This is a genomic window from Rhodoferax sp., from assembly GCF_018063565.1.
In the GTDB taxonomy this organism is placed as follows: Bacteria; Pseudomonadota; Gammaproteobacteria; order Burkholderiales; family Burkholderiaceae_C; genus Rhodoferax.
Genome location: NZ_JAGPBB010000012.1, coordinates 1 through 12,522 on the forward strand (window position 1 = coordinate 1; position 12,522 = coordinate 12,522).

8 protein-coding genes are annotated in these 12,522 nt (G+C 62.0%); 4 read left to right on the forward strand and 4 right to left on the reverse strand.

Annotated elements, in window-relative coordinates; translation table 11 throughout:
• Window positions 1–1,665, forward strand: a 1,665-nt coding sequence (gene tssM, locus KBF66_RS04610) for a type VI secretion system membrane subunit TssM (RefSeq protein WP_296652992.1), incomplete at its 5' end; no start/stop codon positions are given.
• A gap of 2 nt (window positions 1,666–1,667) precedes the next feature.
• Window positions 1,668–2,366 (forward strand): type VI secretion system-associated protein TagF, encoded by a 699-nt coding sequence (gene tagF, locus KBF66_RS04615; protein ID WP_296652996.1) that lies wholly within the window; start codon window positions 1,668–1,670, stop codon window positions 2,364–2,366.
• 121 nt (window positions 2,367–2,487) lie between these two features.
• On the opposite strand, the gene KBF66_RS04620 is transcribed toward tagF, so the two are convergent.
• The gene (locus tag KBF66_RS04620) at window positions 2,488–4,668 is read right to left on the reverse strand and encodes a UvrD-helicase domain-containing protein (RefSeq protein ID WP_296652999.1); all 2,181 of its coding nucleotides are present in this window, start codon (window positions 4,666–4,668) and stop codon (window positions 2,488–2,490) included.
• A gap of 70 nt (window positions 4,669–4,738) precedes the next feature.
• Between KBF66_RS04620 and KBF66_RS04625 the strand changes: the two genes are divergently transcribed.
• Window positions 4,739–5,707: an AEC family transporter gene (locus tag KBF66_RS04625; protein WP_296653002.1), complete on the forward strand. Its 969-nt coding sequence runs from the start codon at window positions 4,739–4,741 to the stop codon at window positions 5,705–5,707.
• 107 nt (window positions 5,708–5,814) lie between these two features.
• Complete coding sequence (locus KBF66_RS04630) at window positions 5,815–6,612, forward strand: methyltransferase domain-containing protein (protein WP_296653005.1); 798 nt, start codon at window positions 5,815–5,817, stop codon at window positions 6,610–6,612.
• A 66-nt stretch (window positions 6,613–6,678) separates the two neighbouring features.
• On the opposite strand, the gene priA is transcribed toward KBF66_RS04630, so the two are convergent.
• From priA to KBF66_RS04645, 3 genes are all read right to left on the reverse strand, one after another.
• A complete protein-coding gene (priA, locus tag KBF66_RS04635) occupies window positions 6,679–8,880 on the reverse strand; it encodes a primosomal protein N' (RefSeq protein WP_296653157.1) in 2,202 nt (733 codons plus the stop codon).
• A gap of 365 nt (window positions 8,881–9,245) precedes the next feature.
• Window positions 9,246–10,334: a uroporphyrinogen decarboxylase gene (gene hemE / locus KBF66_RS04640; protein ID WP_296653008.1), complete on the reverse strand. Its 1,089-nt coding sequence runs from the start codon at window positions 10,332–10,334 to the stop codon at window positions 9,246–9,248.
• Window positions 10,335–10,354: 20 nt separating this feature from the next.
• A complete protein-coding gene (locus KBF66_RS04645) occupies window positions 10,355–12,508 on the reverse strand; it encodes a thioredoxin family protein (RefSeq protein ID WP_296653011.1) in 2,154 nt (717 codons plus the stop codon).
• Between the last annotated feature and the right edge of the window lie 14 nt (window positions 12,509–12,522).

Genomic DNA, 12,522 nt, shown 5'->3' on the forward strand with positions numbered 1-12,522 from the left:
TTGCGTGGTCGGGTGGTGATCTCGCCTTTCCCGCTGGACCAGGAAATGGTGCGCAAAGCGCGTGAAATTCTCAACCGGCAGCCGCCCGCCAATCGCAGCTATAGCCGTATCAAGGCCCGTCTGCTGGGGCCGGAGCCAGCTGAATTCACCATTGCCAGCGTCGCCGGCATCGAAGCGCCCAACGTGCTGACGCGCGCCAGCCAGCAGCCGCTCAATGCCGGCATTCCAGGGCTGTTCACACTCAAGGGATATCCGATTTTCCAGAAAGAGGCGGCGGCGGCCCTGGCGGATATTGGTCTGGAGGACGCCTGGGTGCTGGGCCGGGCCAATGCCAACGTGGCGGCTGCGGTGCCCAATCCGGGTGAGGTGATGCAGCAGTCGCAACAGATTACCCGCCTTTACCTGACCGAGTACGCCAAAATTTGGCAGGAATACCTTGCCGATGTCCGGTTGATTCCGCGCAATGGACTCGCCGAGACGATCCAGGTCACACGCATTTTGGCCAGTGCAGAGTCTCCTTTGCTGCTGCTGACCCGCGCTGCGGCACGCGAGACCACCCTGATCCGTTCGGACAGCAGTAGCTCAACCCGCGTTGACCAGGCCATTGACCGACTCGACCGGATCAAGCAGGAAGTGACACGTGCTGCCAGTCTGGGTATTGGTGGCCCTACCGGCAATACCGGCCTGGACGACAAGATTGAAATGATCGTACAAGGCCCGTTTGCCAACCTGCATGCCATCACCCGTGGGCCTCCCGGCACTGCACAAATCGACCTGTTGGGTAAGACGCTTGACGATTTCCATGCCAGTCTGGTCGCTGCCGAGAGTGCCTTGCGAGGCGGCACCATCCCGCGCACCCAGGATGCCGAGAACCGATTGCGGGGTGAAGCGATCCGGATGCCTGCCCCGGTTCGGGCCATTCTGGAAGCCCTGCTGAGCCAGGCGTCACAGCAGGTTGCAGGTGGTGCGCGCAGCAGTGCCAGCGCCAATGTCAAAGGCGGGGTCGGGCAAACCTGCGGTGCGGTGATCGCCGGGCGTTACCCCTTTGTACGGGGTGCGCAGCAGGATGTGCAGGCCAATGATTTTGCGCAGGTTTTCGCTCCGGGCGGCCTGATGGACGACACTTTCCAGAAAAATCTGGCACCTTTTGTGGACACCTCCAAGGCGACCTGGGCGCCACGGCCGGGTCCGGACGGTGCGGCCGCGGGGTCTGCCGCAGACCTGGCGCAGTTCCAGCGCGCGTCCATCATTCGCGACGCGTTTTTTGCGCCCGGCAGCCGCTCCATGAAGTTTGACCTGATCGTGCGCTTTGTTCAGACCGGCGGTTTTGACAAGCTGGAACTCGACATTGACGGTCAAAGTGTGCTTGCCGGCGCCGGTCAGGACGGTGCCAAGCGGGTCAGTTGGCCCGGGGTGCGTGGCACCAACCAGGTTCGTCTGCTGGTTGGCGGCAAGACCACCCCCGCGCTCGCCACCGACGGCGCCTGGGCCTTGCACCGTCTGATTGACCGGGGTCAGTTGCAAGGCGGGACACCTCAGGAAAAAGTGCTGGTCAATTTCGTGGTGGAGGGTCGCAGCGTGAGCATTGAGTTTTTGGCGCAATCGGTCCGAAACCCGCTGAAGTTGCCGCAACTCGATGGTTTTGCCTGCCCGGGACGCGGTTGATCATGACGGCCGATGCACGGTCCTCGGGCTCACCGGCACCCGCTGCGGGTGCGGTCAGCGTGCCAGGGTTTGCCTGGTACGGCAAGTTGCCCAGTGCGGGTGACTTCATTTCGCGGCGTATGCCCTATCCCTTGCAACAGTTCTGGGATCATTTGTGCGCATCGGCCATGGAGTCGCTTCGGGCCGGCAGCAATGCCTCGGGTTGGGAGGTGTGGCGGGGCTGCGCCAAGTGGGCCTTCATATTGCCCGCCCAGCCAGGCATACCGTTGAGCCAGATCGGTGTCTGGGCCCCGTCCTGTGATCGCGTGGGGCGTAATTTTCCGTTTCTGGTCACATTGCCCGTGCCGAACGACCGGGTCACCGCCTTTTTGCCCTACGCGGCCCATCTTGGACTGGCCTGGGGCGAGGTGATTGCGCAAGCACAAATGGCCCGCCACAGCATCGACGAGGTGGACTCGCGCCTGCAATTGGCGCTGGCTGAGGTGTTGACCATTCCGGCGAGCGCCGAAGACAGCGAGCGAACGCTGCCACAGGGCATGAATCCGGTGACGTTACCCTGGTCGGACCTGGCGTCCAGTTTTGCGGGTGGGGACAGCGAGAGTTTTTGGTGGAGCGTGCCACCGGCGATGACCCGTTTCCGGGCGCGTGCACACAGTGGCACACTGCAAGGCATGTTTTTTCTGGGTCTGTGCGAGGGTTGATCCCCCGCTCACCCGTCCACCTGACGCATGCCGGCGCGGACCGGCCCGTCACTTCGCATCTTTTAAGGCATTTGGTCCTCTGGCGCATACAGCTGTAGCACTGAATGCTATGAAAATAGTTCTATAAAGGGCGGCCATGGTGGATACCCCCTGAGCTTGGCAGGGCAGCACCATCGGACTTGGGTGCGGCACGGCTGGCAAACTCGGCGCGCAATGCCCGCAGTTTGGCGCGAGGATCTTCCTTCGCGGTTGACGCATCGAGTGCCATTTCGGCAATGAACCGACTGGGTTGAGTGGCCACCAACTCACGCCCTTTCTTTCGTTTCTTGGTCCAGCTGACCGCCAGGCTGCGTTGCGCACGGGTGATGCCAACGTACATCAGGCGGCGCTCTTCCTGCAGATGTGCGCTCAGGCTTTCACTGGCGGCCTCTTGTGCCAGCGTATGTTGCAGTGCCGAGGCTCCACCGGCGCGCTCGGCGTCCGGGTTGTCACGCAGCTTGAAGGGCAACATGCCTTCGGTCACACCGACCAGCAGTACATGGGGCCACTCCAGCCCCTTGGATGCATGCAAAGTCGAGAGCGTCACCACGTTCTGGTCCTTTTCCTGCTCCGAGATGGTGGACAGCAACGACACGGTTTGTGCCACCTCCAGCAGCGACTTCACCTCACCTGGGGTGTTGACGCCGGCGGCGTCGGCAATCTGACCGCCACAGCGCCCACTCATCCAGTCGACAAAGTCGGTCACATTGCTCCAGCGTGCGGCAGCCAGCGTGGCGCTGTCCTCACCGTCGTACAGGTGCTGTTCGTAGCCGATGTCTTTGAGCCAATCCATCAGGAAGCCCTTGGCGGCCTCCGCGCCGAGGGTGTGGCGGGCGCGAAACTCCAGCTCGTTGACCTCGCGGCCAAATTCGTGCAGGCTGCCCAGCGCCTTGCCCGACAGCACCGCGCCCAGGCTGGAAGAAAACAGTGCGGCAAACATACTCACCCGGTATTTGCTGGCGAAGTCGCCCAGGTGCGCCAGGGTCTGGTGACCAATGCCGCGTTTGGGTGTGGTCACGGCGCGCAAAAAGGCCGGGTCGTCATTGTTGTTGATCCACAAACGAAACCAGGCGCACAGGTCTTTCACCTCGGCCCGGTCAAAAAAACTGGTGCCGCCCGATACCTTGTAGGGGATCTGAGCCTTGCGCAGCGCTTTCTCAAACGGTTTGGCCTGGTGGTTGGCGCGGTACAACACGGCAAAGTCTTTCCATTCCTTGTACTGCGGGCCGCTCTGGTTCAGGCCACTGGCGCGCAGGCTCTGGATGCGCGCCACAGCACGCTCAGCTTCGTGTTCTTCGGTGTCGGCGTCCACCACCCGCACCGGATCACCTTCGCCCAACTCGCTCCACAGGTTCTTCACAAACAGCTTGGGGTTGGGGCCGATCACGTTGTTGGCAGCGCGCAGGATGGCGCTGGTGGAGCGGTAGTTCTGCTCCAGCTTGATGACTTTCAGACTCGGAAAGTCAACGGGCAGCCGTTTCAGGTTATCCAGCGTGGCTCCGCGCCAGCCGTAGATTGACTGGTCGTCATCCCCCACTGCCGTGAAGCGGGCGCGCTCGGCATCGCCCACCAGCAACTTCAGCAACTCGTATTGCGTGGCGTTGGTGTCCTGATACTCATCGACCAGCAAATGACCCACCAGCGCTTGCCACTTGGCCCTGATATGCTCGTGTTGTTGTAGCAATTTGAGGGGCAGGCCGATCAGGTCGTCAAAGTCCACACTCTGGTACGCGGTGAGCCGTTCCTCATAGTGCGCCATCACCCGCGCCACCATGCGTTCGCCGTCGTTGCTGGCCCGTGCAGCGGCCATGGCAGCGTTCAAGCCCTGGTTTTTCCACAGGCTGATGTTCCACTGCCAACTGCGCGCAGTGGCTGCATCGACGCTGCTGCCGGCGTCTTTCAGAATGCTGGTGACATCGTCACTGTCGAGAATCGAGAAATTCGCTTTCAGGCCCAGCGCTGCACCGTCCTCGCGCAGCAGACGCACCCCAAGCGCGTGAAAGGTGCAGATGAGGGTATCTTTGGCGGCGGCACCGATCAGGGCACGTGCCCGCTCCCGCATTTCGGTAGCCGCTTTGTTGGTGAAGGTGATGGCCAGAATGCGTCGGGCCGCCATACCCGACTGGATGAGTCGCCCGATTTTTTGCGTGATCACCCGCGTTTTGCCCGATCCCGCACCGGCCAACACCAGACACGGGCCGTGCAGGTAATTGACCGCTTCCTGCTGCGCTAGATTGAGCCCGTGTGTGGGTAAGGTTGCCATGTGTGCTGTCGGTAAAGGGGGGCGAATCATACCCAGCAAGCCCTGACGCAACCCAAGAGACAATGCGCAGGTGATCAAAATTTTTACTGTCACCTTTCCTTTTTTTGCCTTGGTGCTGGCCGGATATCTGGCCGCACGCCGCCGCTATTTGCCGCTGGAGGCGATTCCAGGATTGAATGGGTTTGTGTTGTTTTTTGCTCTGCCCTGCATGCTGTACCGCTTCGGTGCCATGACGCCAGTGTCGCAATTGCTGGATCTGTCGGTGGCCCTGACCTGGTTGCTGTGCGGTTTGACGGTGGTGGGTTTGACGGTGGCGTTCAGCCTGAACCCGCGAATCGGCTGGAATGACGCAGCATTTGGCGCCTTGGTGGCGGCGTTTCCCAATTCCGGATTCATGGGAGTGCCGCTGTTGGTGGCCTTGCTCGGCCCGCAGGCCGCTGGCCCCACCATTCTGAGCATGGCGATCGACATGCTGGTCATCACCTCGCTGTGCATTGCCCTGTCGCGTCTGGACGGAGCCGACCAACACGGCGCTGCCAAGGCGCTGCGTCGTGCGCTCCAGGGGGTGTTGACCAACCCGATGCCGTGGGCGATCTTGCTCGGTGCGATGGCTTCGGTGCTGGCCTTCGAGCTGCCTGCCCCGGTGGCCAAGGTGGTGGGTATGTTGGCCGATGCCGCCTCGCCGGTGGCGCTGTTCACCATCGGCGCGGTACTGGCACGCTCACAGATGCTCGCTGCCAGCGGTCATGCCGCAGCGCCCGTGTTGCGTGACTATCTGCCGGTTGCGCTGGTGAAACTGTTTTTGCACCCGCTGTTGCTGTTGCTGGTCGGGGCCGCGCTGATTCAGCTGGGGTTACCACTGGAGCGTTCTGCCTGGACCGTGCTGGTCCTGGTGGCGGCGCTGCCCAGTGCCAGCAATGTGTCGCTTCTGGCCGAACGTTTTGGTGCCGACAACGGGCGCGTGGCGCGCATCATTTTGCTGTCCACTGCGGCGGCGTTTGTGACTTTTTCCCTGACGGTTGCACTGTTGCTGCCTTGATTTTGATATTTGTCAACAAAGGGTTTTCCCGCAGGCGTCTAATACCGGCTGGCCAAAATTGTGGCAGTTGGGCGCTTCGTTGACCCATTGCCTTCGGAAAGAATTCGATGACTGACTGGGTAACGTACGCCGTCTTTGCGGTGTTGTTGGTGCTGACCAGCACCGCACTTTTCTTCTTCACCCTGACCCGCGGCACGCTGCTGATGCGTGGTGCGCTGGGGCGCCTGCAGCACGAGGCGGCCCATGTTTACCCGATCTATTCCAACCTGCGGCTGATCCGTCTGGTGGACTGGCAACCCATCATTGCGGCGATCCTGCTGTTTCAGTACAGTCGTCTGGTGTCCATCATCACCCACGGTCTGCGTCACACGGCGTTGCAGGACAAACAGGTGTTGATCACCTCATGCGCCTTTGGCAACGTGATGCCGCGGGTGGCGGGGGCCGCCATGAAAGCCGGCGCCAAGCGTCTGCTGGTGGCCGACATCATTCAGAATGAGCTCGATCACGCCCGGGGCAAACTTGAATTTTGTGCCGCCCATACGGATTACCTGCAGCAAAACGCGACCGCCATGACCCTGCCCGATGCGTCCGTCGATGCCAACGTGATGTTTTTTTTGCTGCACGAGTTGCCGCACCACCTCAAGGAGCAGGCGCTGGCCGAGGCGATGCGGGTTCTGACGCCTGGCGGCAAGTTGTATCTGGCAGAGTTTCACCGGCCACGCCCCTGGCTGTTGCGTGCCTTGAGCTGGACTTACTTCAAGGTATTCGAGCCCTATGGCCTGGCCCTATGGAATACCCATGACCCGGTGCTGCAACTTCAGGCCATGCCCGGCGTGCAGTGTGAGCGCCAGGTGGTGTTTTTTGGCAATTTCCAGGTGATAGTGGCGAGCAAGCGTGGCGTGTAACTGGGCCTTTTGCCGCGCATAGGGTGGCGTCTCTTGCAATTTTTAACGCCATCCGGATCGACGCCCTTAAATTAGAAGCGGATCCACGTCGATCGCCCAGCGTAGCAGTCCCCGGCATTCGGGCAGGCTGCGATGGCTGTGCAACAAGGCTTGCCAGACCGACAAAAAGCGTTGCAGCGCCAGCCGTGACGCACTCTCGATCAGCATTTGCGAGCGCTCGATGTTGGCCACGCGCTGAATTCCCATCGGTACCGCCGGGTAGAGTGTGATGTGTTCCAGCATTGTTGCAGCTTGCGCCAGGGTGCCAGCAGCCTGACGAGCCAGGTTGAGGAACGCCTGGGCTGCTTCCTGGGTACGCGCTTCGGCCCGTACCAAAGCCTGAAAACTGAAGGGTGGCATGCCCGCCTGCTGGCGTTCGTGCAACTGCGACTCGGCAAAAGCCGGATAGTCGTGGTGTTTCAGCGCCTCAAACAGCGGGTGTGTGGGGTGAAAGGTCTGCAGCCACATTTCGCTGTGGCCGCTTTGGCTGGCATCGCGCCCGGCCCGCCCGGCGGCTTGCATCAGCAAACCAAACAAACGTTCGGGGGCACGAAAGTCGCTGGAAAACAGCGCGTTGTCAGGGTTCAGGGCTGCGACCAGCGTGATGCGGCGAAAGTCATGGCCCTTGGCAATCATCTGCGTGCCCACCAGCACATCCACTTCGCCCGCGTGCACCTGGGCCAGTTGTGATTCCAGCGCACCCTTGAAACGGGTGGTGTCGGCATCGATGCGCACGATGTTCACGGGTCGCCCGTCTGGCCGCGGGCTGTCGGCCAGCAGCGCGGCCAAAAGTTCTTCCAGCCGCTCGGTACCGCGCCCCAGTGGTGCGATGTCGAGGTTGCCACAGTCCGGGCAGGCGCGTGGCACCCGCTCGGTAAAACCGCAGTGGTGGCAGCGCAGCGTGCGGTCAATCTTGTGAAACACCCGGTAAGCACTGCAGTGCGGACAACTGCTTTTCCAGTCGCAATCACCGCAGCTCAGCACCGGGGCGTAGCCGCGCCGATTCAGGAACACCATGCTTTGCTCGCCACGGGTGACGCGCTGCACGATGGCATCGAGCAAGGGGGGCGAGATCACGCAACCTTTGGGCTGGTGGTTCATGTCGACGCGGCGCACCTGTGGCAGGGTAGCGCTGATGAGCGCGGCCGTATCCTGGGCCTGTGTGGCGGTGCCACCAATCCGGCTGGGCATGTGCAGACGCTGGTAACGGCCACCCTCGCTTTGCGGGCGGCTGTGGTACCAACTCTCCAGCGACGGCGTTGCCGAGCCCAGCATCACCTTGGCACCTTCCAGCCGGCCGCGGTAGATGGCCAGGTCACGCGCCGAATAGCGGGCGCCTTCGTGGCTTTTGTAGCTGGGGTCGTGCTCCTCATCCACGATGATCAACTGAAGCTGCGGCATCGAGGCAAACACCGACATCCGGGTGCCCAGAACGATGCGGGCCACCCCACTGTGGGCGGCCAGCCAGCTTTTCAGACGCTGAGCCGGCGTCATGCCGCTGTGCAGCGACACCACGGCATCTTCGCCGTACTGTGCGCCAAAACGTGCCTTGAAGCGTGCCTCCAGTTGGGGTGTCAGGTTGATCTCGGGCACCATCACCAGCGCCTGCGCTGTTCCTTGTGTGGCCAGCAGATCGGCGGTACAGCGCATGTACACCTCGGTCTTGCCGCTGCCGGTGGCACCAAACAGCAGAAAGGGTCCGGAATTTGCATGAAATTGGTCAATAGCGCTTGTCTGTTCAGGGCTTGTTGCTATGAAAATCGGCAGCGGTTGTGCCGCCTGAATCAAACCTTGGGGCCGTTCGGCCTGACCGTTGCGCGTGGCTTGCACCTGAGTTTTGGCGCGCTTGAGGCGCCGCGCCAACTGCACCGTGCTCAGGTCACGCAGTTGCGGTGGCAACGCCGCCAGGGCCACTTCACCCGCGGCACGCTGGTAATAAGCCGCTGCAAAGTCAATCAGTTTGCGCCAGTTGGCACTCAGCGGCGGCACACCGTCCAGCACAGCGGCAATCGGGCGCAGCTTGGCCGGATCAAGTGGCGCTGCGCTTGCCGCACGGGAGTCGCCTGGGTCGGGCGGCGTATCCCAGACCACACCCATCAACTCGCGCTGTCCCAACGGCACCCTGACCAGGGTGCCAGGCGCAAGCAAAGTCGGACTCAGATAACTCAGCGCCAGCGCCACCTGACTGTAGGCCGGGGTGTGCAACAGCACCGGCACCCGGTACCGCAGTTCTGTGTCGAGTTGGGATGCTTTGTTCAAGTGAACTTGCGGAAATCGCCCTAAGTTGTTGATTTCTGGCTGTTTTACCGGTCATCCAAGTTTTCTGTGGATAACTTTGTGGACAGCAGGTCAATAGCCGTCGCCAAGCCTTGTAAATCAAGGCTTTGCTTAGGCTGCACAAAAAAACGGCAAAATAAAAAACTGTTCAAAATCAATGACTTGAGTTCGCTACCGGTTTGCTAGCGATGATTCGTGTGAATTCAGACCCGACTGCTGACGCTCACCTTTTTTGTGCATAAGTGACACAAAAATTTTGCTTTTGGCGCTCAAAAAGCCCGGAAAAGTGCTAGGTAACCCGGACCTGAGACCGCCGCTCAGCGCATCTGCCGCGATTGCTCATGCACCGCTTGCACCAGTGCGGCCACGTGTTCGGGTGGCGTGTGCTGGCTGATGCCATGACCCAGGTTAAAGATGTGGGTTGGCCCCTCGCCGCTGCCAGTGTGAGGGGTACCAAAGGCGGTGAGCACCTTCTGCACCTCGGCGGCGATTTGTTTCGGGTTGGCAAACAGCACGTTGGGGTCCAGATTACCCTGTAACGCTTTGCTACCACCCACCAGGGCACGCGCCTTGGTCAGGTTGACAGTCCAGTCCACACCCAGGGCGTTGCAGTCGAGTTCGGCCATCTCTTCCAGCCACAAGCCGCCCCCTTTGGTGAACACAATGCTGGGAATCGTCGCGCCGGCCCAGGTCTTGTGCAGCTGCGCTAGCACGCGGCGTGTGTAGGCCAGGCTGAACTCCTGAAACGCACCATCGGCCAGCACGCCGCCCCAACTGTCAAACACCATCACCGCCTGTGCGCCGGCTTCGATTTGGGTGTTGAGGTAGAGCGCTACCGCATCGGCGTTGATCTGCAGCATCCTGTGCATCAGGTCGGGGCGGCTGTACATCATGGTTTTGACCAGCCGGTAGTCGTCCGAGCCTGCACCCTCAACCATGTAACAGGCCAGGGTCCACGGGCTGCCCGAAAAACCGATCAGTGGCACCCGGCCTTGCAGCGCACGCCGGATCGAGGTGACGGCGTCAAACACATACCGCAGCTTGTCCATGTCAGGGACGGCGAGCCGGGCCACCGCGGCCTCGTCGCGCACGGCATGGGCAAATTTGGGTCCCTCACCCAGAGCAAAACTCAGGCCCAGCCCCATCGCGTCGGGCACGGTCAGGATGTCGCTGAACAAAATGGCCGCATCGATGGGAAAGCGCTCCAGTGGCTGCAGCGTGACCTCGGTGGCAAAGTCGGTGTTGGTCGCCAGCCCCATGAAACTGCCTGCCTTGGCACGGGTGGCGCGGTACTCGGGCAAAAAGCGCCCGGCCTGTCGCATCATCCAGATCGGTGTGTAGTCGGTGGCCTGGCGCAGGCAGGCGCGCAAAAAGTTGTCGTTCTTGAGGGGGGCAAAGGTATTCATGTCTGAATTGTCGCATCGGGTCACAGCCCCGCGATGGCCTGGCGCAATTCACCCGCTGACAGGATTTCAGACAGCAGCACGGGCGCCCGGCCCTGCTGGTACAACACATACACTGGCACCCCATTGCGACCCAGGGCCGCCAGTGCTGCGGTGATGCTGGCGTCACGCCGGGTCCAGTCAGCGCGCAGCAGGGTCACTTTCTTGGCATCAAAGTCAGCCAGTACCTCAGGGTTGGACAGTGCGGTTTTCTTGTTGTACTGGCAGGTCACACACCACGCGGCGGTGAAGTCCACAAATACCGGTGTACCGGTGGCCAGCAACTGTTCGACCTTGCCCGGTGCCCAGGGTTGCCAGCGCTGACCGATTGCACTGCTACCCGGCGCTTCAGTCATTTTGAGCACATGGGGGCCAAGCGCGCTGGTGAGCAAGGCGAAGGTGGCAATGGCAAAAGCCGCCATGTAGGGGCGACTGCGCCCGCGCAGGGTCAACGACCAGATCACCAGGGTCAGCGCCACCAGCAGTGCCAGCAAGGCGCCAGCGCCGTCGATGCCGGTCTGTTGCCCCAGCACCCAGACCAGCCAGACCACGGTGGCAAACATCGGAAAGGCCATGGCACGGCGGAAAGTGTCCATCCAGGGGCCAGGTCGTGGCAGCCTGCGCGCCAGCATCGGCGACACACTGGCCGCCAGATACGGCAGCGCCATGCCAACGCCAATGGCGGCAAAGATCGCCAGCGCCTGCAAGGCGGGCAAACCCAGCGCCAGGCCAAGTGACGCTCCCATGAATGGCGCGGTGCAGGGTGAAGCGATGGCCACCGCCAGAATGCCGGACAAAAATGCATCCAGCGCCGGATTTTTCGCTTGCAGCGCGGCCAGGCGCCCCGGAACCATCTGGCCAAACTCAAACAGCCCTGCCAGGTTCAGGCCGATCAGCGCAAACAGCACCGCCAGAGCCACCACCACCGCCGGCGACTGCAGCTGAAACCCCCAACCCAGTTGCTCGCCGGCGCTGCGCAGCACAATCATCAGTGCGCCCAACGCGACAAACGACAGCACCACCCCGGCGCTGTAGGACAAGCCGCTGACGCGGTGGCCACGCCGGTCGTCGGCATGGCGGGTAAAACTCATCAACTTGATCGCCAGCACCGGAAACACGCAGGGCATCAGGTTCAGCAGCACGCCGCCCAGCAAGGCACCCAGCAGTGCCAGCCAGACGGTGCCGGAGGCCTGGGGGGCGGCCGGGATGCCGGGCAGCGGCTTCGAGATGACCGGTGCGGCGCCTGCAGTGGTCGACTCAGCCTTGGCAGGCCAATGGCCGTCAAGTTGTGCCCGGGTGGCCCAGCCCTGGCGTTTGCCGCCCAGCTCGGCCACCAGCACCAGCGGCAGCGCATCCGGGCGGGCACTCTGGTGCGTGGCCAGCGGGATCCGGGCGCGCCATTGCGAGCCTTGCCAGGACTGGGTCCAGGCGGCGGCGACTTCGATCACCTCCGGTGTCTCCGGAAAAAACTCCAGCGTCTTGCCCTGCAGCCCGGTCGGCAGGCCATCGATGGTCAGCACCAGTTGTTGGCCCTCGGGCTTCATGCGGGCGATGCCGGCAGCAGGTTGGGGCGCGGCGGCAAAAGCGGCTTCAAAGGCCGCGGCGTTGGGTGCAGTCGAGCTTTGAACGGGCAACTGCAGCACAAACTCGCCGTCTTGCGGCACACACTCCTGACGGCACACCAGCCAGCTTGCCTGTAGCTTCACTTCGAGCTGCGGGTTCAGTGCGGAGGGTTTGAAATCCGGGGTGATGGTCAGCGGTACCGGCAGCAGCACCGTGCCATCAAAGCCGTAATTGGCCAGGTCGCCAATGGGCAGCTTGCGTGGAATCGGCCAGGCAATGTCGCCGGCCAGCACACCGGTGGGCAGGGTCCATTGAAGCGTGGTGGGTTGTCCGGAGTCACCCGAGTTTTTCCAGTAGGTGTGCCATTCGGGCTGGTGCGTCAGCTGCAAACCAACCCAGACCGTTTTACCCGCATCAACACCCTGCGGGGCGTGCACCATCAGCTCGGCGCGCACCTGCTCGGTAGTGACCACTGATTTGGCAAGGTTCTGCGCTACAGCCCAATTGCCAAAAGTGCTGACAGCTATCAAAAACAGCGTAAATAGCAGACGGTTGACGGGCTGTATCAAGGTCATGAGGTGTTGTCGCA

What these genes read in the sequence shown, in the direction of transcription:
- hemE (WP_296653008.1), bottom strand. Translation starts at nt 10,334, where the DNA reads ATGAATACCTTTGCCCCCCTCAAGAACGACAACTTTTTGCGCGCCTGC.
- KBF66_RS04630 (WP_296653005.1), top strand. Translation starts at nt 5,815, where the DNA reads ATGACTGACTGGGTAACGTACGCCGTCTTTGCGGTGTTGTTGGTGCTG.
- KBF66_RS04645 (WP_296653011.1), bottom strand. Translation starts at nt 12,508, where the DNA reads ATGACCTTGATACAGCCCGTCAACCGTCTGCTATTTACGCTGTTTTTG.
- tagF (WP_296652996.1), top strand. Translation starts at nt 1,668, where the DNA reads ATGACGGCCGATGCACGGTCCTCGGGCTCACCGGCACCCGCTGCGGGT.
- KBF66_RS04620 (WP_296652999.1), bottom strand. Translation starts at nt 4,668, where the DNA reads ATGGCAACCTTACCCACACACGGGCTCAATCTAGCGCAGCAGGAAGCG.